Origin of the sequence: Streptomyces inusitatus, assembly GCF_014651115.1 — a bacterium.
Lineage (GTDB): Bacteria > Actinomycetota > Actinomycetes > Streptomycetales > Streptomycetaceae > Streptomyces > Streptomyces amakusaensis.
This window is the reverse complement of record NZ_BMWG01000021.1, coordinates 23,901-43,089: the sequence shown is the minus strand read 5'-3', so window position 1 is coordinate 43,089 and position 19,189 is coordinate 23,901. Positions and strand designations below refer to the sequence as shown.

Genomic DNA, 19,189 nt, shown 5'->3' with positions numbered 1-19,189 from the left:
GTACGGCTGTTGCCGCACGGCGCCGGGGGGCGCGTGTCACACCTTGAGGTACTTGCGCAGCGCCAGGGAGGCGGCGATCGCGGGCATCAGCAGACCGATCGCGAGCACCAGCGGGAGCTTGGTGAAGACCGCGTCCCAGCCGATGAACTCGATCAGTTGCACCTTGTCCGCGAGGGCCAGGCCGTTGTCGATCAGGAAGTACCGGCCCAGCAGGAGGAATCCGCAGGCGACCGCGCCGCCGAGGAGCCCGGCGAAGGCCGCTTCCATGATGAACGGCATCTGGATGTAGAAGCTGGAGGAGCCGACCAGACGCATGATCCCGGTCTCACGCCTGCGGCTGAACGCCGAAACGCGCACGGTGTTGACGATCAGCATCATCGCGATCACCAGCATCAGCGCCATGACCACGAGCGCGGCCACTCTCATCGCGTTCATCAGGGAGAAGAGGTTCTCCAGGATGTCGCGCTGATCGCGCACCTGGTGGACGCCCTCCCGGTCCGCGAAGGCGCTCGCGACTACCTGGTACTTCTCCGGGTCCTTGAGCTTGACCCGGTACGACTCCTGCATCTGGTCCGGCGTGATCGTCGCCGCGATCGCCGTGTCTCCGTACTGCTCCTTGTAGAGCTTGTACGCCTGCTCGGCGGTCTCGTAATGGACGGTCTCGACAATGGACATCTTCTTGAGATCGGCCTGGATCTGCTGCTTCTGCTGATCGGTGACCGCGCCCTTGCCGCAGGACGAGCGATTGGTCGTCGCGTCGTTCTTGTTGCAGAGGAAGATCGAGACATTGACCTTGTCGTACCAGAAATCCTTCATCGTATTGACCTGCTGGCTCATCAGCAGCGCACCGCCGAAGAGCGCGAGCGAGAGAGCCACGGAGACGATGACGGCGAAGGTCATGGTGAGATTGCGGCGGAGACCTACGCCGATCTCCGACAGTACGAACTGGGCGCGCATCGCGTGCGTTCAGCCTTTCCTTGCGCTTTTCTGGCTCAGTGCTGGTAGCCGTAGACGCCGCGCGCCTGGTCGCGCACGAGACGGCCCTTCTCCAGCTCGATCACCCGCTTGCGCATCTGGTCGACGATGTTCTGGTCGTGGGTCGCCATCACCACGGTCGTACCGGTCCGGTTGATCCGGTCCAGGAGTTTCATGATGCCGACGGAGGTCTGCGGGTCGAGGTTGCCGGTGGGCTCGTCGGCGATCAGCAGCATGGGCCGGTTGACGAACGCGCGCGCGATGGCGACGCGCTGCTGCTCACCGCCGGACAGCTCGCCCGGCATCCGGTCCTCCTTGCCGCCGAGTCCGACGAGGTCGAGGACTTGCGGCACGGCCTTGCGGATCTCGCCGCGGGGCTTGCCGATGACCTCCTGCGCGAACGCGACGTTCTCGGCGACCGTCTTGTTCGGCAGCAGCCTGAAGTCCTGGAACACGGTGCCCAACTGGCGGCGCATGTGGGGCACCTTCCAGTTGGAGAGCCTGGCCAGGTCCTTGCCGAGGACATGCACCAGACCGGTGCTGGCGCGCTCCTCGCGGAGGATCAGCCGCAGGAAGGTCGACTTGCCGGAACCGGAGGAGCCGACGAGGAAGACGAACTCCCCCTTTTCGATATCGAGAGAGACATCGCGCAGGGCTGGGCGGTTCTGCTTCGGATAGCTCTTGGACACGTTGTCGAATCGGATCACGGGTGCACCATGGTCGGCCGGGAGTAGGTGTGCGTGACACTACGCGAAGCGGACTCGCGGGCGCAGTCCGCGGCCGGGGTTGTGCGCTTTGTCCCTCCAGTCAAGGGGGCCTCCGGGCGGGGCGCGCCGAAAAGCGCGGGAGCTGGCACAGTGGTAGGGGAACAGTCGCGTTTCCCTGGACGTTGTGGGGAGAGAACTGTGCTTACGGTCCGCGTCTGCGGCTCCGGCGCGCGGGAGGAGGAGAGCGCATGACCTATGACAGATTGGTATGCGCCAACTGCGCGGCCCCGGTCACCGAGGGCCGCTGTCCGGTCTGCCGGGCGAACCGCGCGCGGCTCGAACAGGAGCAGGGCGGCCCGTTCGGCGGTCTGAACCCGGCGCTGCTGATGCTGCTGGCCCTGCTGGTGGGCGTGCTGGCGGTGCTGGCCGCGCGCACCGCGTAGGAGACATGGACGCAGAAGGGCCCGGGGTGCTGTGCCACACCCCGGGCCCTTCTTCTGTGGCCTTCACCGACTCCCGTCCGTCACGACTCTGACACCGTGGGCGACGGGGGTACGGGTCGGTCCGCGCCGTTCCTGGATCAGGCAGCGGTGCGGTTGCCGCCGACGAGGCGCGGCAGCATACGGAAGCCGATACCACCGGCGATCATGGTCGCGGCGCCGATGAGCAGGTAGGTGGTCTCCAGCGCGCCGGTCTTGGCGAGCTCCTCCTTGGCCGCACCCTGCTCGACCGGCTTCGAGCCGGCGTTGTTGGTGTCGGTGTTGTCGGCGCTGTCGGCGCACTCGACGCCGTCGGCGTTGACGGTGCAGTCGGAGCCGGTGTCGCCACCGCCGCTGCCGCCCGCTTCACCGTCGACGGTCTCGCCACCCGTGCTGCCGGTGTCGCCCGCTTCACCGTCGACGGTCTCGCCGCCGGTGGTGCCGGTGTCGCCGCCGGTGGTGCCGGTGTCGCCGCCGGTGGTGCCGGTCGTACCCGTGGTGCCGGTCGTGCCGGTCGTACCCGTGGTGCCGGTCGTGCCCGTCGTACCCGTGGTGCCGGTCGTGCCCGTCGTACCGGTGGTGCCGGTCGTACCCGTCGTACCCGTGGTGCCAGTCGTACCGGTCGTGCCGGTCGTGCCGGTCGCACCCGTGGTGCCAGTCGTACCCGTCGTACCCGTCGTACCGGTGGTGCCGGTCGTGCCCGTCGTACCCGTGGTGCCAGTCGTACCCGTCGTACCCGTGGTGCCGGTCGTACCCGTCGTACCGGTGGTGCCAGTCGTACCCGTCGTACCGGTCGTACCAGTGGTGCCCGTCGTACCCGTCGTACCCGTCGTACCCGTGGTGGTGGCACCCGTGGTCCCGGTCGTACCCGTCGTGGTGGTACCCGTCGTACCGGTCGTGGTGGTACCCGTGGTCCCGGTCGTACCCGTCGTGGTGGTACCCGTGGTCCCGGTTGTACCCGTGGTGGTGGTACCCGGGTCGCCGGTGGTGTTACCGGTGGTGCCCGGGTCGGTGCCACCGATGCCGCCGACGGTGCCCGGGTCACCGGTGGTGTTGCCGCCGGTGGTGTTTTCGCCGGGATCGTCGTCCGAGCCGACGCCGAGACCGGCGTCGGCACCCACGTTGAAGTCGGAGCTGACGGCCGAGGCAGCGCCCGCGGCGGTCAGGGACGCTCCGGCGACGATCACCGCACCGGCGGCGATTCGCGCCACACGGAGCCGCATCTTCTTCGTCATCTAGCTGCTACCCCCAGTAGCTAATCGTTCAATCGAGCAGGGTCCGGGGCGGTGATCCGCCGGGGAGTTCGTTTTCCCCTCGGTTCACATCGGCCCCGGAAACACGCATGCCGCGCGCAACCCTTCCCAGTTTCCCCAGACGCGTCAAGACAGTTGTGCGTGCGATGTCCGCAATAGAGACGCTTGCCCGACGTGCGGGGATGCAACTGTGACATAAGAAGAGGGGGAGGGCGGAGAGAGCCGAGTTACCTTGTCGACAAAGAGAGCTGATTCGGGGATTTCACTCGTCCGAATGAATTCATCGGGGAGCGGCGAGAGGCTCGTATACGAAAGGCGCCGGACCCCTGAGGAGTCCGGCGCCTTTCGTGCGAAGAATCGGTGTTACTTCTCCTGGCGCTTGCGCCAGCGGATCCCGGCCTCCAGGAAGCCGTCGATCTCGCCGTCCAGCACCGCCTGCGGGTTGCCCACTTCGAACTCTGTGCGCAGGTCCTTGACCATCTGGTAGGGGTGCAGAACGTAGGAACGCATCTGGTTGCCCCAGGAGTTGCCGCCGTCGCCCTTGAGGGCGTCCATCTTGGCGCGCTCCTCCTGGCGGCGGCGCTCCAGCAGCTTCGCCTGGAGGACGTTCATCGCGCTCGCCTTGTTCTGGATCTGGGAGCGCTCGTTCTGACAGGAGACGACGATGCCGGTGGGGACGTGGGTGATCCGGACCGCGGAGTCGGTGGTGTTGACGCCCTGGCCGCCGGGGCCGGAGGCGCGGTAGACGTCCACGCGCAGCTCGGCCTCGTCGATCTCGACGTGGTCGCTCTGCTCGACCACGGGGAGCACCTCGACGCCCGCGAAGGAGGTCTGGCGGCGGCCCTGGTTGTCGAAGGGCGAGATGCGCACGAGGCGGTGGGTGCCCTGCTCGACGGAGAGCGTGCCGTAGGCGTACGGGGCCTTGACGACGAAGGTGGTCGACTTGATGCCGGCCTCCTCCGCGTAGGAGGTCTCGTAGATCTCGGTGGTGTGGCCGTGGCGCTCGGCCCAGCGGATGTACATGCGCTGGAGGCGCTCGGCGAAGTCGGAGGCGTCCACGCCGCCGGCCTCCGCGCGGATGTTGACGAGGGCCTCGCGCTCGTCGTACTCGCCGGAGAGGAGGGTGCGGACCTCCATCTCGTCCAGCGCCTTGCGGACGTCGGTCAGCTCGGACTCGGCCTCGGCGAGCGTGTCCGCGTCGTCCTCGGCCTCGGCCAGCTCGAAGAGGACGGAGAGATCGTCGATGCGACCGCGGAGTGCCTCGGTCTTGCGCAGCTCGGCCTGGAGGTGGGAGAGCTTGCTGGTGATCTTCTGCGCCGCCTCGGGGTCGTCCCAGAGGGACGGGGCCGCGGCCTGCTCCTCAAGCACGGCGATGTCGGCCCTCATCCTGTCGAGGTCCAGGACGGCCTCGATCGACCCCATGGTCGAGGAGAGGGACTTCAGCTCTTCGGATACATCGACGACTGCCACGGGTCCAGCGTAACGGCTCCGGGGAACGTTCCCGGCGGGTCCCTGTCATACGGGCCCCGGGAGGGGCGCTCCCCGGGGCCCCTCGGGGCTTGCCGGGGCCTTCTGGGACTGGCCTAGGGGGTGGGGGTGGAGTGGCGGGAATCGCGGGCCGGGGGGGTGCTCTCGCCGTCGCCGACGGCCAGCCAGCCGCCCACGCCGAGGGCGGCGGCGAGGGCCAGGCCCGCGACGCCGAGGGTGATCCGGCGCTTGCGCACGGCCCGGGAGACCCCGCCGGGGCGCGGGCCGGAGGCGCCGGACGTTCTGCCGCCGGCCTTGTTGCGGGCCGAGCCGGGGCGGGGCTGGCCGGGGGCGCGGGGCGCGCGTGCGGTGCCGTGGGCGCCGCCCGCCAGCTCGTCGGGGGCGGGGACCCGCATGGAGGTGTGGGTGTCGCGGTTGGAGTCGGCGGGGGCCGCGCCGGGGACGAGCGGGACCGCGCCCCGGCGGCGTGCCTCGGCCGCCGGTTCGGGGGTGGGCTCCCGGTAGGGCTCCGGCTGGGGCTCGGTGCCGGGCTCGTCGACGTCCAGCGGGGGCATGCCCGCCAGCATCGGCAGCAGCTCGCGGAGGCGTACGCCCAGCTCGGAGGCGCGGAGCCGGGAGGCGGGGGCCTTGGCGAGGCACTGGACGATCAGCTGCCACAGCTCGTCGGGGATGCCCGGGAGCGGGACCACGGTCTCGGTGACATGGCGGCGCAGGACCGCGCCGGGGTGGCCGCCGCCGAAGGGGGTGAAGCCGGCGAGCAGCTCGTACAGGACGGTCGCGAGGGCGTAGATGTCGACGGCGGCGCGCGGTGGCAGGCCTTCCACTATCTCGGGGGCGAGATAGTCCGGGGTGCCGATGATGCGGCTGGACTTGGTGCGGCGCGGGGTGTCGATGAGCTTGGCGACGCCGAAGTCGGTCAGCAGCGCGGGGTGGGAGCCGGCCGGGCCGAGGGGGCCCTCCATGTCGAGCAGGATGTTCTCCGGCTTGACGTCCCGGTGGACGACTCCGGCCTTGTGGGCGACGGCGAGGCCGTCGGCGACGTCCGCGACGATGGCGACGGCGGCCTCGGGGGCGAGGCGGCGCTCCCGGTCGAGGCGGGTGCGCAGGTCGGTGCCCCGGATCAGATCCATGACGAGGGCGAGGTCGTTGCCGTCGACCACGAGGTCGCGGACGCCGACGATATGGGGGTGGTCGAGCCCGAGCAGGGCGGTGCGCTCCTGGACGAAGCGTCCGACCAGCTCCTGGTCGGAGGCGAGGTCCTCGCGCAACAGCTTGACGGCGACGGGCCCGTCGGGGCCCTCACCCGCCCAGACCGTGCCCGCGCTGCCGCGCCCGAGGATCTGGTGGGCTGTGTACCGGCTGCCGATATTCCGTGCCAAGACTGCTCCCTCAGCGGCTGGCGTCGTCCCTAACGTACGCGGGGATCCGGAGCGTGTGTGCCCCGGATGACACCAACCTTCACTTCTCCGGGCGAAATCAACCCGCAGAAGTCGACATGTCTATTCGGTGGCCGGGTCCGGTCTCTCGACCGGGCCGGCCCGGTCGGGCCCGGCGGCTACTGCCCGCCGCCGCCACCGCCGCCGCTGCCGCTCGACGCGCCGATCTCGGAGATCCAGTCGGAGACCGCCGAGATGCCGTCGCCGATCGCGTGCCAGTAGCCCTTGCCCTGGGCGACCCAGTCCTGGAGCGGGGTCAGCTCCCAGACCAGCCAGCCGGCGACGACGAGCATGAGCAGGGAGACCAGACAGCCCTTGAGGCAGCCCAGGCCCGGGATCCGGGTCGGGTTGGCGCTCCGCTGGCGCGGCGGCCTGGGCTCCCGCCGCTGGGGCTGCTGAGGCTGCTGAGGCGCCTGCGGCTGCTGCGGAGGCGCGTACGGCTGGGGCGCGTACTGCTGCTGTTGCGGCTGCTGAGGCTGGGGCTGCGGGCGCTGCCGCCGGGGCTGGGGGCGCTGCTGGGGCGGCTGCTGAGGCTGCTGCGGCGGCGGTTGCTGCGGCTGGTAGGGCTGCGGCTGATGAGGCTGCTGGTAGGACTGCTGCTGATGCTGCTGGGGCGCGTACTGCTGCTGTTGCGGCTGCTGGGGCTGGCGCTGGGGGCGTCGTCGCAGCGGGTCCTGGCTCGGGTCGAGGTACTGGACCTGGGTCTGCTCATTGCGGTCGCGGGCGGCCTGGAGCTGGGACTGCCAGGGGTGCGGATCCCCCGGCCCGGGCTGCGGCGAGCCGTCCGGGCGCGGCGGCACGGGCGGCATCACGGCGGTCGGGTCGGCGGCTCCGGCTCCGGTGTGCGGCAGCACGCTCGTGGGGTCCGCGGCTCCCGCGGCCCCGGCGGCTCCCGTGTGCGGCAGGACGCTGGTCGGGTCGGCCGCGCCGGCCGGGCCGCCGGTCCCCCGCATCATGCTGGTCGCCGCGTTGGGGTCGAAAGAGCCCGCGTTGCCCGGCAGCACCTGGGTGGGGTCGGCGGCGCCCGGGGTGGGCGGGACGGGCGCGGGGGACGGGTCCGGTGTGAGCAGGGCGGCGACCCCGAAGGCCGCGTCGGCCTGGGCGGGCGTGGAGTGGACGCCGACCCCGGCCGCGACCGTGCGCAGCGCGCGGGCGAGGCTCTCGGCGCCGGGCCGCTCGCCCGGCTCCTTGCTCAGACACCGCTCGATGACCGTCCACAGCGGCTCGGGGACGGTGGTGGGGCGGCGGGGCTCCTCGGTCAGATGGCGGTGGAGCACTTCGAGGGCGGTGCCCCCGGCGAACGGGGGACGGCCGGTGACCAGCTCGTACAGCAAAATGCCCGCGCCGTAGACGTCGACGGCGGAGGTCTGCGGGCGGCCCTCGGCGGACTCGGGGGCGACATAGGACGGGGTGCCGACGAACTCATGGGCGCGGGTGAGGCCCGGGGAGTCCGCGAGGCGCGCGATGCCGAAGTCGGTCAGCATCGGGTGCATCTGGCCGTCGGCGTCGGTCTTCAGCAGGACGTTCGCCGGCTTGAGGTCGCGGTGGACCACGCCGTCGGCGTGGCTGGCGGCGAGCGCGTCCGCGACCTGGGCGGTCAGCAGGGCGGCGGCGACCGGGGTGAACGGCCCGTTCTCCCGGAGATAGCGGTGCAGGTCGGGACCGTCGATCAGATCCATCACCAGGGCGAGGAGGTCCCCCTCGACGACCAGGTCACGGGTCCTGACGATATTGGGGTGGGTGAGCCGGAGCAGGACGGAGCGCTCGCGCAGAAAGCGCATCACGATGTCCGGGTCGTTCGCCAGCTCCTCCTTGAGGACCTTGATCGCGACGGTCTCGCCCGGCTGGCCGGGCACGGCCGCCTCGGCGCCCGCCGTCTCGCGCTGACGGGCACGCCAGACGGTGCCCGTGGCACCGCGTCCGAGCGGCTGCTCCAGGAGGTACTTGCTGCCTACAGGCCGCACGTCATGCGCTCCCTGCTGATCGTGGTCCTTGCGTGGTCCTTGCGTGCTCCGGGCCCGCGGTGACTCCGCCCGGGTTTCCGGACCACTTTAGTGCCGCCGGGTGCGACACCGGCTGTTTGTCCACAGGCCGCACCCGGTGAGCCGTCCGGACGATCTTCGTCCGGCACGCTCCGGGCCCTCGCGGCGGTCCGCGGCGGTCGCGGCGGTCCGGACGCCGCAGAAAGAAGACGTCCGCGCGGGGGAGAAGGTTGCCGCACCGGGTGTGCCGTACACATCACACCGGCGGCCGGGAGAACCCAACCAGGCACTTTTCCGTCCGGAGCGGACCAATCAAGATCACTTATTGCCGGTACCCGGGCGTGTTGTCAGTGGCAGGTGCGAGGATGCCCTCAGCACGGAGCCGTGGGGGCGGGAGCCCTGTGGCCCGTGCCGACCTGCCGGGTGGGGGCGGTCCGAGGCGGCTCCCCCGCCGGGCGCCCTGTGCAGAAGGGATTGCTGACGGCGATGCAGCTCCGGCTGACCGTGTCCGCGCCGCGCGGCGGGCAGTCCGCGGCGGGAAGCGCGTCCGGGTCCGGCGCGGTTTCCGGGATCCGAGCGGGCTCCGGCTCGCGCGGGCGCTCGGGCGCGCGCGCGTGCGACGTCCTGGTCACCGCGCCCGCCGGCACGGCGCTGGCCGCCGTGGCATCGGCCCTGGCGACGGCCGTCGCCGGGCCGGACGCCCACGGCCCCGTCGTGGTCTACGCGGGAGACGAGCGCCTCGACGCCCAGCGCCGGGTGCTGGGCGAGCCGCCGCTGGTCGACGGTGCGGTGCTCTCGCTCCACTTCCCCGGCGAGGCCGAGCCGCCCGGCACCGACACCTCCGCGCAGCTCCATGTCGTCGCCGGGCCGGACGCGGGCGGGGTGCATCTGCTGCACGGCGGCCGGATCACCGTCGGCCGCTCGGCCGAGGCCGACGTCCCGCTGGCCGATCCCGATGTCTCGCGGCTGCACTGCGAGGTGACGATAGGGGACGACGGCCGGGTCACCGTCGCGGACCTGGGCTCGACCAACGGCACCTCGCTGGACGGCAGACCGGTGGGCCCCGGCCCGGTGCGGCTGCCCCCGGGCGCGCTGCTGCGGCTGGGCGAGTCCACGCTGCGGCTGACGGCCGGCGGGCGGGTACCGCCGCTGGTGACGGTCCCCGACGGAGAGGGACATCTGCGCGTGCCGTCGTCCGCCGCCGCCGTCGGCACCGACACGGGCACGAACACGGACACAGACACGGAATCCGGGGATGAATCCGGCGGGCCCGCCGAAGGCCCCGAGGGCGTGGAGAGCGCCGGGGAGGCCCCCGGCGTCCGGGCGCCCATATCCACGAGCGGGGCGGCCGGTCCGCGGGCCGCCCCGCTCGGGCTGACCTCCCGGGTGCCCGCGCAGTACGCCCCGGTCCGCTCGACGGACCCGGCGGACTCGGCGTACGAGGAGCCGGACGGCTCCGGCACGCCCGGGCCCGGCGCGGGCGGCACCCACGCGGCCCTGGCCGTCCCGCCCGCCCCGCTCCCCGAGCCGCCGCGCAAGCGGGGCATAGGGGCCTGGGCCCGCAGGCTCGCCGGGGGCCGGGAGGAGCCGGTGGAGCCGGTGCGTCCGGAGCCGGAGCCCCCGGTCCCCGCCGCCCCCGTCTCCGACATCTGGCCCGACCCCGCCGCCGTACTGCTCACCGCCCTCGGCCCCGGGCCCCGGCTGTGGGAGCGCGGGCCCGCGCACCCCGAGTCGCTGGTGCTGCGGCTGGGCACCGCCGACCGGGACGGGCTCTCGTCCGTACCGGTCACCGCCGGTCTGCGGGAGGCCGGGTCGCTCGGGCTCGCCGGGCCCCGGGAGCGGCTGGCCGGGACCGCCCGCGCCGCCGTGGCGCAGCTCGCCGCGCTGCACGCGCCGGCCGATCTGGAGATCGTGCTGATCAGCGCGGACCGGGCGCGGAGCCTGGAGGAGCGCAGGGCCGAGTGGTCCTGGCTCGGCTGGCTGCCGCATCTGCGCCCCGCGCACGGCCAGGACTGCCGGCTGCTGCTGGCGTACGACAAGGAGCAGGCCGCCGCGCGGACCGCCGAGCTGGTCCGGCGGCTGGACGACGGCCCGCTCGGCCCCGGCTGGCCCAGCGCCGACCGCGACGCGGTGGCGCGGGCGGCGGCCGGCCACGAAGGCCCCCGTACCGTCGTCGTCGTCGACGGAGACCCCGGCTCGGCCGCGCTGCGCGAGACCACGGCCCGGCTGGCGGGCGTGGGGCCGGCCGCCGGAATCCATCTGATCGTGCTGGCGGAGACCCCCGCCGCCTCGCCGCTCTCCCCGATAGCCGCCACCTACGAGACGGCCTGCGAAGCCTCGCTCGCCTTCCGCGAGTGCGGCGCGGTCGCCATACTCAGCGGCGATGTCGCCACCGCGCTGCGGCTGCTGCGCACGGCCGGCGGGCTGCCCGCGGGCCAGGGCGTCCCGGCCTCCGTGGACGCGGTCTCCGCCGCCTGGGCCGAGCGGTTCGCGCGGGCGCTCGCCCCGCTGCGCACCGAGGGCACGGGCCCCGGCCCGAGCGCAGCCACGGCGCTGCCCCGGTCGGCCCGGCTGCTGGACGAGCTGGGCCTGGCCCGGGCCACCCCCGCCTCGCTGATGGCGCGCTGGGCCTCGGGCACCTCCGACGGGGCCGTGGTCCTCGGCGCGGGCCCGGACGGCCCGGTCGCCCTCGATCTCACCGAGGACGGCCCCCATCTGCTGATCGAGGGCCCGCCCGGCAGTGGCCGCACCGAGCTGCTGCGCTCGGTCGCCGCCTCGCTGGCGGCCGCCGGCCGCCCCGACCGGGTCGGGCTGCTGCTCGTCGACGGAGCGGGCGGCGGGCGCGGCGAGGGGCTCGCGGTCTGCGAGGAGCTGCCGCATGTCGCCGAGCACCTGGTGGCGAGCGACCCGCTGCGGATGCGGGCCTTCGCGCAGGCGCTGGGCGCGGAGCTGAAGCGGCGTGCCGAGCTGCTGGGCGGGGTGGAGTTCGCCGAGAGCCAGACCCGGCGGCAGGTCGCGGAGCGGCTGGTGGGCCAGCGTCCCCCCGCCCCCTCGGTCTCCGCCCCGGCCCCTCACACCGCCTCCGCAGCCGCGTCCGCGGCCACCTCCGCGTCCGCGGCCACCTCCGCGTCCGCAGCCACCTCCGCCTCAGCCGGGCAGCACGACGGCACGGCGCGGGGCGATCTCGAATCCCCGCCGAGCCGCACGCTCCGGCTGCGCCCCGGCGCGCGCAACCGCGTCCCGGCACTCGCCGAGCGGCCGCTGCCCCGGCTGGTGGTGCTGGTGGACGACTTCGACGCGCTGGTGGCCCCCGCCCTGGGGAGTACGGGCAGGCCGGCCGCCGGTTCGGTGGTGCGGGCGCTGGAGGCCGTGGCGCGGGACGGCGCGCGGCTCGGGGTGCATCTGGTGGCGACCTCGGCCCGTCCGGAGCGCACCGCGGACACGGAGCCCGCGCGCGGTGCGCGGCTGCGGGTGGTGCTGGACGCGCCGCCCGCGTCGGCCGGGCCGGAGGATCCCGTTCCGGGGCGGGGCAGGCTGATGCTCCCGGACGGCCGGGTGACGCCCTTCCAGGGCGGCCGGGTGACGGGCCGTATTCCGCGCACGGCGACACTGCGGCCGACCGTGGTGCCGCTGGAGTGGGAGCGGATGGGCGATCCGCCCACCAGCCGTCCGGTGCGCGAGCTGGGCAACGGGCCGACGGACCTGGCGCTGCTGGCGAGCGCCCTGGAGCGCGCGGCGCATCTGGTGGACGCGGCCCCGGTGCCGCCGCTCTCCCCCGTACACCCCTGACCTTCCCCCGGGCCGGTCCCCGGGCGCCGGTTGGCAGTTGGCAAGGGGTGAACCGGCCAGGCTCGGCAGCCGCGCGGGCGGGACGCGGGCGAGATCACCTCACAGAGGGATCACGAAAGGCTCTCGGGTCGCCCGTCCGGTATTGCGGGCCCCCGGAGCCGGGGCATACACCTGTCGGGCAACGGGACAGCGCACGCGAGAGACGGGGCAGAAATGCACACAACTCTTCGCACGGGCAAGGCCGCAGCGGTATTCGCCGTCATCGCCGCACTCACCCTCGCCGCGTGCGGCGACGGGGGCGGCGGGAATGAGGGCGGCAGTGGGGGCGAGAGCGGGAAACCGAGTCCGCCCGGGGTCGAACTCCCCCGGCTGGACGGTGAGAAGATCCAGGTCACAGCGGTGTGGAGCGGGCCTGAGCAGGAGAACTTCGTCAAGGTTCTCGATGAGTTCGAACGGCGGACCGGGGCCGAGGTCACCTTTGTGCCCGCGCAGGACCCGATCGTCAACTTCCTCGGGACGAAGATCGCGGGCGGCAGCCCGCCGGATGTGGCGATGCTTCCGCAGCCCGGGGCCGTCCGGCAGACGGTGGAACGGGAGTGGGCCAAGCCGGTCGGACCGGCGGCCCGGGCGGAGCTGGCCGAAAACTACTCGCCGGGCTGGCAGGCGATCGGCCAGGTCGACGGCGAGCAGTACGGCGTCTACTACAAGGCCGCCAATAAATCGCTGGTCTGGTACAACAGCGCCGTCTTCGAGAACGCGGGCGTGCGGGAGCCGAAGACCTGGCAGGAGTTTCTGACCACCGCCGAGACGATCTCCGCATCGGGCGTCACGCCCGTGTCGGTCGCGGGCGCGGACGGCTGGACGCTCACCGACTGGTTCGAGAACGTCTATCTCTCCCAGTCGGGTCCGGAGAAGTACGACCGGCTCGCCGAGCACAAGATCAAGTGGACGGATCCCTCGGTACGGGAGGCGCTGACCGCCCTCGGGCAGCTCTTCGGCGAGGAGGCCCTGATCGCGGGCGGCGCGGACGGCGCGCTCCAGACCGAGTTCCCGGCGTCGGTCACCCAGACGTTCACCGGCGGGGACCAGCCCAAGGCCGCGATGGTCTTCGAGGGCGACTTCGTGGGCGTCAACATCGCGCAGACCGACGCGGAGATCGGCAAGGACGCCAAGGTGTTCCCGTTCCCCGCGGTCGGCGCGAAACCGCCGGTGGTGACGGGCGGCGACGCCGCCGTGGCGCTCAAGGACAGCAAGGGCGCGCAGGCGCTGCTGACCTTCCTCGCCTCGCCGGACGCGGCGGGGATCCAGGCGGCCGAGGGCGGTTTCGTCTCCCCGAACAAATCGCTGGACCTGGCCGTGTACCCCAATGAGGTGCAGCGTTCCATCGCCAAGGCGCTGATCGCGGCGGGCGACGACTTCCGCTTCGACATGTCGGACCAGATGCCGCAGTCGTTCGGCGGGACACCCGGCGAGGGTTTCTGGAAGCGGCTCCAGGACTTTCTGAAGGACCCGAAGGATGTGGCGGGAATCCAGCGGAAGCTGGAGTCGGACGCCGCCAAGGCGTACAAGGACTGAGGGGTGTCCACCGCGACGACAGCGGGGGGACCGGCGGATCCCACGGGCCCCGCGGCCCCCGCCGCTCCACGGCGCAAGAGCGTGACAGGCACCCGTAAAGCCCTCGTGGCCGGTTTTCTGCTGTCGGCGCTGGTGCTGCTGGGCGCGCTCGTGGTCTACCCGATCGGGTACTCGGTCCATCGGTCCTTCTTCGACGAGTCCGGCGGCGGTTTCGCGGGCTTCGACAACTACGCGCGGATCTTCACCGACGACAGCATCCTCGTCGCGGTGAAGAACAACGCGGTGTGGGTGGCGGTCGCGCCCGCCGTGGCGACGGCGCTGGGGCTGATCTTCGCCGTGCTGACCGAACGGGTCCGCTGGGGCACCGCGTTCAAGCTGATCGTCTTCATGCCGATGGCCGTCTCGATGCTCGCCGCCGGGATCATCTTCCGGCTGGTGTACGAGCAGGACCCGGACCGGGGCGTGGCGAACGCGGTCTGGGTCGGTGTGCACGACAGCTTCGCCGAGTCGGGGGGCTTCCCCGGGGCGCGTCCGCTGCCGGTGCATCCGCTGAAGCCCGGCGGCGGGGGTTCGTACCTCACCGAGAAACCGGTGAGCGCGGCCGAACCGGCGCTGCTGCCGCTGGTGGGCGTCGCCCCGGCGCGGATGCCGTCCGGCGCGCGCCCGGCCCGGGCCCCGGCGCAGACCCCTGCGGCGGACGGCCGGATCGCGGGCACTGCCTGGCTGGACTTCACCCGGGGCGGCGGCGGCCGGCCCAATGTGGTGGACGCCCAGGAGCTGGGGCTGAAGGGCATCACTGTGGAGGCGGTGCGGGACGGCGAGGTGGTCGCCACCGCCCGGGCCGGGGCGGACGGCGGTTTCTCGCTGCCGGCCTCGGCGGAGGGCACGCTGCTGCGGCTGCCCGCCGAGAACTTCCGGGAGCAGTACAACGGCGTCAGCTGGCTCGGGCCGTCGCTGGTGACTCCGGCGATCATCGGCAGCTATGTCTGGATGTGGGCGGGGTTCGCCATGGTGCTGATCGCGGCGGGGCTCGCGAGCGTGCCGCGTGAGCTGCTGGAGGCGGCGCGGATCGACGGCGCGAACGAGTGGCAGGTCTTCCGCCGGGTGACGGTGCCGCTGCTGGCCCCGGTCCTGGCGGTGGTGCTGGTCACGCTGATGATCAACGTTCTGAAGATCTTCGACCTGGTGTACATCATCGCGCCGGGCTCGGCCCAGGACGACGCCAATGTGCTGGCGCTCCAGCTGTACCGGTCGTCCTTCGGCTCGGACGCACATCTGGGAGTGGGCAGCGCGATCGCGGTGCTGCTGCTGGTGCTGGTGATCCCGGTGATGTTCTTCAACATCCGCCGTATGCGAAGGGAGAACCGCCGATGACCCCGACGACCCCGACGACCCGGACGACCCGGACGACGCCGACGAGCACGACGAGCACGACGGGTGGTGGCGCGGTGAAGGCGAAACGCTCCCTTCCGGCCCGGCTCGCGGCCCGGGCGGGCGGCGGCGCGGCCCGGGTCTTCCTGGTGCTGGTGGGTCTGTTCTGGCTGATGCCCACCTTCGGGCTGCTGATCTCCTCGCTGCGCGGGCCCGCCGACATCGCGGAGAGCGGCTGGTGGAAGGTGTTCACCGCGCCCGCGCAACTGACGACGGAGAATTACGCGCGGCTGCTGGAGAACGACGCGATCACCGGCTCGCTGCTCTCCAGCATCATGATCACCGTTCCGGCGACGGTGCTGGTGGTGGTGATCGGATCGCTGGCGGGGTACGCCTTCGCCTGGATGGAGTTCCCCGGCCGCGACTGGTGGTTCATGGCGGTGGTCGCCCTGCTGGTGGTCCCGGTGCAGGTGGCGCTGGTGCCGGTGTCCGAGCTCTTCGGCCGGGTCGGGCTCTTCGAGACGACCCTCGGGGTGATCCTCTTCCATGTGGCGTTCGGTCTGCCGTTCGCGATCTTCCTGTTGCGGAACTTCTTCGCGGAGATCCCCCGGGAGCTGCTGGAGGCCGCGCGGCTGGACGGGGCGGGCGAGCTGCGGCTGTTCGCGCGGGTGGTGATGCCGCTGGGCGCGCCGGCCATCGCCTCGCTGGGGATCTTCCAGTTCCTCTGGGTGTGGAACGACATGCTGGTGGCGCTGATCTTCGCCGATTCGGAGAGCGCGCCGATCACGGTGGCGTTGCAACGGCAGGTGCGGCAGTTCGGCAACAACATCGACGTCCTCGCGCCGGGGGCGTTTCTGTCGCTGGTCATTCCGCTGGCGGTGTTCTTCGCGTTCCAGAAGCAGTTCGTGTCGGGGGTGATGGCGGGCGCGGTGAAGTAGCGGGCTGCCGCGCGGCCAGGAATAGCAAGAAACCACACCAAAGCGCACTAAAGTACCGGCCGATGACGCCCCTTCGGTTCGCCTCCCTGCAACCTGCCCCCCTCGCCATCGAGTACGGGACGGGGAACAGGCCCCGCCATGCCCTCACGCTGGCCGCCGTCTGGGCCGCCACCCGCGTCGGCATGCTCGTCCTGCTGCTCGTCGACCACCTCGGCGACTCGGGCGTCGCGGGCGAGGTGCACCGGCTCTACCGGAGCTGGTACGAGCAGCTCGTCCAGGGCGCGTTCCCGCTGAACGACGTCACCTGGCAGTACCCGCCCGGCGCGGCGGTCGTCTTCCTCTCCCCCGCCGCGCTGCCCTGGCTGACCTACTTCCAGGCGTTCGTCGCCGTGGTCCTGCTCGCCGACGCGGTCGTCACCCTCGCCCTGGCCCGCGCCGGCCTCCGGGGCTCCGGACTCCAGGGAGCCGGACTCCAGGAGGCCGGACTCCAGGGAGCCTGGCTCTGGATCTGCGGGCTGCCGCTGCTGCTGAATCTGCCGCTCGCCCGCTACGACGTGCCCGTCACCGCCTTCGCCGTACTCGCCCTCCTCGCGCTGCGCGGACGGCCGCATCTGAGCGGGGCCCTCGCCGGGATCGGCGCACTGCTCAAGGTGTGGCCGCTGCTGACCCTCCTCGGCACGCCCAAGGGGCGCACCACCCGTACCGTCTGGGCCTGCGCCGCCGCCTCCGCCGCCGTGCTGATGACCGTACTGATGACCGGCTTCAGCGACCCCCTGGACTTTCTGCGGCAGCAGGGCGCGCGCGGGGTGCAGATCGAGTCGCTGGGCGGGACCGCGCTGCTGCTGGCCGGAGAGTGGGGATGGCCGGGGAAGGTGGCGTTCCAGTACGGCGCGTTCGAGTTCACCGGGCCGTACGTCCCGGCGGTGGCCCGGCTCTCGCTGGCGCTGAGCCTCGGCGCGATGTGCTGGCTGCTGCTGTGGCGGATCCGGGCCCGCCGCTGGACCCCGGCCACCGCCTACGACGCCGCGTTCGCCGCCGTCCTGCTCTTCACCGTCACCAGCCGGGTGCTCAGCCCGCAGTATCTGATCTGGCTGCTCGGCCTGGCGGCGGTCTGTCTGACCTCCCGGCACACCTGCCAGCGGCAGGTGGCGCTGCTGATGATCCCCGCGGCGGCGCTCAGCTCGCTCGCTTTCCCGCTGCTGTACGACCATGTCGTGGAGGGCACCGCGCTCGGCTGTCTGCTGATGGTGCTCCGCAACGGGCTGCTGGTCACGGCCGCCGTCCTCGCCTGCCGTCGGCTGTGGGCGGCGACCGTGTGAGCGCTCAGTCCCGGTCGGTACGAGCGGGCTCCGGATCCGGGTCCGGCTCGGGCTTCTTCCGGGGGTCGTACGGGATGTGCACGTCCCGCTGTTCGTCCCGGTCGAACGGCGGAGGGGTGTCCGTCCAGCTCTGCCCGACCATGACCGTGTACTCGATGATCTCGCCCTTCACCCGGCCGTGCCCGTCCCGGGTGGCCGCGGTGAGAGTGCCGAGCGGAGCCCCGGTCTTCTTGTCGAGGACGATCCGCTCCTCCGTACCGGCCTCCGGGTGGGGGATCGCCACCCCGTCGCCCGGCCGGCCCGAGCGGTCCTCGGTCTCGCCCAGCGAGCGCACCCCGGGCTCGGCGGCGAGCAGCCGGTAGGCGGCGGCGCGCAGCCCGGGGGTGGCGGGCATGCCGACCGCGATCTGCAGCGCCTTCGCCGCGACCAGCCGCCGCATGGTGTCGGGCGGCGCGTTGTAGTCGGCGTCCACGAGTTCGTACAGACGCTCGCGCAGGGCCTTGCCGTCCGTCGGCAGGGCGCGCAGCTCCGCGATCTCGATGTCGCCCATCGGCATGCTGTCCGTGGCGCCGCCGGGGGCGTCCTGGGTGATGAGGGCGGTGTCGTCGCGGGTCAGCTTCTCGAAGGAGTTGGCCACGTCCCAGGAGCTGGGCGAGCCGGCCCGGCGCCAGGCGCGCTCGTCGTCGGCGGTGGCGGGGCGGGTGCCGGCGGCGGTGTAACGGGACCAGCGCCGGTCGGCGTCCCGGGCGAGCCAGTACTCGGAGTCGCTCCGCCGGTCGACGGTGTAGCCGCCCGAACCGCCTTCGACCCGGTGCAGCGAGCCGTAACGCTGCTTCTGGTACCAGAACGCGCCCGTGGCGTCCGTGCCGCCACCGCCGTCGGCCTCCTGACGTGCGGCGGCGGCGAGCAGGAAGTCCCGGCCCGAGGCCGGTGCGGCCTCCCGGGAGGCCCCCGGACCGGGTCCGCCGTCTCCAGCCGGGCCCATCAGCGTGGCGACCACGGCGGCCGCCGCCGCTGCCGACACCAGGCCGATGCCCCACCGGGGGCTCACCCGGCGGACGGCGGCGGCGGCCCGGGGCGCTGCCCCCGGTGCCTCCGGCGGGCCCGGCAGGCCCGGCGGGCCGCTCATCGCCCGGGCCAGCTCCTCGGCCCTGGCCCCCGGATCGGGCGGGGCCGGCGGGGTCAGCCCGGTTCACCTTCACGCTTCCTCTCCTCCGAGCTGGACCCGGCGGGCGGGGGTGCGCCCCTGGGGGACGGCGGCCCCGGCAGCCGGTTCGGCCAGGTCGACGGCCCTGGTCAGCCGCTTGCGGGCCCGGTGCAGCCGTACGCGCATCGCGGCCGACGAGCAGCCGACGACGCTCGCCGCCTCGGCGGGGGTGAGCCCGTGCCAGGCCGCGAGGATCAGCACCTCGCGGTCGTCCTCGTCCAGCGTGGCCAGGGCGCCGAGCAGGGCGTTCCGGTCCGCCACCTCCTCGGCGACATCGTCCGCGCCGCCGCCGGGGGCGGACCGCTCGGTCCACTCCCCCAGCTCCGCGGCGAACGACTCGCGTCTGACCTCGGCGCGCACCGTGTCGCGCAGTATGTTCCGGGCCACGCCCAGCAGCCACGGCAGTGGTGTCCGGGGCACATCGGCCCAGCGCCGCCAGGCGACGGCGAAGGTCTCGCTCACCACCTCGTCGGCGATCTGCCGGCCGGCCCTGCTCACCGCGTAGGCCCACACCCGCCCGCGGCAGGCGTCGTACATCGCGGTGAAGCGGTCCGCTTCCTCGGTCACCGCCAGCACCTCCGTCCCCTCCGGGTTCCGTCTGTCATGGAGAAGTGGTGCGGCGGGGCCGATCGTTACAGCCGGGTACGGGAAAACCGGCCCGGGTCACCCG

The 19,189-nt window shown here is 72.8% G+C and carries 14 protein-coding genes; 6 read left to right on the top strand and 8 right to left on the bottom strand.

Annotated features, from left to right (window positions below; translation table 11 throughout):
• Positions 1-36: 36 nt before the first annotated feature.
• Both ftsX and ftsE read right to left on the bottom strand, forming a co-directional pair.
• On the bottom strand, positions 37-957 hold the full coding sequence (ftsX, locus tag IE247_RS25865) for a permease-like cell division protein FtsX (protein ID WP_190125691.1): 921 nt from the start codon (positions 955-957) through the stop codon (positions 37-39).
• Between the two features lie 35 nt (positions 958-992).
• Entirely contained in the window at positions 993-1,682 is a 690-nt protein-coding gene (gene ftsE, locus IE247_RS25860; RefSeq protein ID WP_190125690.1) for a cell division ATP-binding protein FtsE, read from the bottom strand.
• A 248-nt stretch (positions 1,683-1,930) separates the two neighbouring features.
• Here ftsE and IE247_RS25855 point away from each other — a divergent pair, with 248 nt between their 5' ends.
• The gene (locus IE247_RS25855) at positions 1,931-2,125 is read left to right on the top strand and encodes a hypothetical protein (protein ID WP_190125689.1); all 195 of its coding nucleotides are present in this window, start codon (positions 1,931-1,933) and stop codon (positions 2,123-2,125) included.
• A gap of 137 nt (positions 2,126-2,262) precedes the next feature.
• Here IE247_RS25855 and IE247_RS25850 read toward each other — a convergent pair whose 3' ends face one another.
• The 4 genes from IE247_RS25850 to IE247_RS25835 all read right to left on the bottom strand — a co-directional run bounded on the left by IE247_RS25850 (position 2,263) and on the right by IE247_RS25835 (position 8,302).
• Entirely contained in the window at positions 2,263-3,396 is a 1,134-nt protein-coding gene (locus IE247_RS25850) for a hypothetical protein (RefSeq protein ID WP_190125688.1), read from the bottom strand.
• Between the two features lie 381 nt (positions 3,397-3,777).
• Positions 3,778-4,884 (bottom strand): peptide chain release factor 2, encoded by a 1,107-nt coding sequence (gene prfB, locus IE247_RS25845; protein WP_190125687.1) that lies wholly within the window; start codon positions 4,882-4,884, stop codon positions 3,778-3,780.
• 113 nt (positions 4,885-4,997) lie between these two features.
• A complete protein-coding gene (locus IE247_RS25840; RefSeq protein WP_190125686.1) occupies positions 4,998-6,281 on the bottom strand; it encodes a serine/threonine-protein kinase in 1,284 nt (427 codons plus the stop codon).
• A gap of 176 nt (positions 6,282-6,457) precedes the next feature.
• A complete protein-coding gene (locus tag IE247_RS25835; RefSeq protein WP_190125685.1) occupies positions 6,458-8,302 on the bottom strand; it encodes a serine/threonine-protein kinase in 1,845 nt (614 codons plus the stop codon).
• Positions 8,303-8,806: 504 nt separating this feature from the next.
• Between IE247_RS25835 and IE247_RS25830 the strand changes: the two genes are divergently transcribed.
• The 5 genes from IE247_RS25830 (at position 8,807) to IE247_RS25810 (ending at position 17,312) form a co-directional block, all read left to right on the top strand.
• Positions 8,807-12,109, top strand: coding sequence for an FHA domain-containing protein (locus IE247_RS25830; protein WP_190125684.1), 3,303 nt, complete (start codon positions 8,807-8,809; stop codon positions 12,107-12,109).
• Between the two features lie 213 nt (positions 12,110-12,322).
• On the top strand, positions 12,323-13,684 hold the full coding sequence (locus IE247_RS25825; protein ID WP_190125683.1) for an ABC transporter substrate-binding protein: 1,362 nt from the start codon (positions 12,323-12,325) through the stop codon (positions 13,682-13,684).
• Between the two features lie 81 nt (positions 13,685-13,765).
• Positions 13,766-15,058 carry a carbohydrate ABC transporter permease gene (locus IE247_RS25820; protein ID WP_229869354.1) on the top strand — a complete coding sequence of 431 codons (1,293 nt, stop codon included), beginning with the start codon at positions 13,766-13,768 and terminating at the stop codon, positions 15,056-15,058.
• A complete protein-coding gene (locus IE247_RS25815; protein ID WP_190125681.1) occupies positions 15,055-15,993 on the top strand; it encodes a carbohydrate ABC transporter permease in 939 nt (312 codons plus the stop codon). Before IE247_RS25820 ends, IE247_RS25815 begins: the two co-directional genes overlap by 4 nt.
• 62 nt (positions 15,994-16,055) lie before the next feature.
• A complete protein-coding gene (locus tag IE247_RS25810) occupies positions 16,056-17,312 on the top strand; it encodes a glycosyltransferase 87 family protein (RefSeq protein WP_190125680.1) in 1,257 nt (418 codons plus the stop codon).
• A 4-nt stretch (positions 17,313-17,316) separates the two neighbouring features.
• Here IE247_RS25810 and IE247_RS25805 read toward each other — a convergent pair whose 3' ends face one another.
• Together IE247_RS25805 and IE247_RS25800 are read right to left on the bottom strand one after the other, a co-directional pair.
• A complete protein-coding gene (locus IE247_RS25805; protein WP_268247244.1) occupies positions 17,317-18,498 on the bottom strand; it encodes a CU044_5270 family protein in 1,182 nt (393 codons plus the stop codon).
• A gap of 12 nt (positions 18,499-18,510) precedes the next feature.
• On the bottom strand, positions 18,511-19,086 hold the full coding sequence (locus IE247_RS25800; RefSeq protein ID WP_229869353.1) for an RNA polymerase sigma factor: 576 nt from the start codon (positions 19,084-19,086) through the stop codon (positions 18,511-18,513).
• Between the last annotated feature and the right edge of the window lie 103 nt (positions 19,087-19,189).

Bases quoted from the DNA above. Each gene is read 5' to 3' on its own strand.
- ftsX (WP_190125691.1), bottom strand. From the start codon at position 957: ATGCGCGCCCAGTTCGTACTGTCGGAGATCGGCGTAGGTCTCCGCCGC.
- IE247_RS25810 (WP_190125680.1), top strand. From the start codon at position 16,056: ATGACGCCCCTTCGGTTCGCCTCCCTGCAACCTGCCCCCCTCGCCATC.
- IE247_RS25830 (WP_190125684.1), top strand. From the start codon at position 8,807: ATGCAGCTCCGGCTGACCGTGTCCGCGCCGCGCGGCGGGCAGTCCGCG.
- IE247_RS25825 (WP_190125683.1), top strand. From the start codon at position 12,323: ATGCACACAACTCTTCGCACGGGCAAGGCCGCAGCGGTATTCGCCGTC.
- IE247_RS25850 (WP_190125688.1), bottom strand. From the start codon at position 3,396: ATGACGAAGAAGATGCGGCTCCGTGTGGCGCGAATCGCCGCCGGTGCG.
- IE247_RS25815 (WP_190125681.1), top strand. From the start codon at position 15,055: ATGACCCCGACGACCCCGACGACCCGGACGACCCGGACGACGCCGACG.
- IE247_RS25855 (WP_190125689.1), top strand. From the start codon at position 1,931: ATGACCTATGACAGATTGGTATGCGCCAACTGCGCGGCCCCGGTCACC.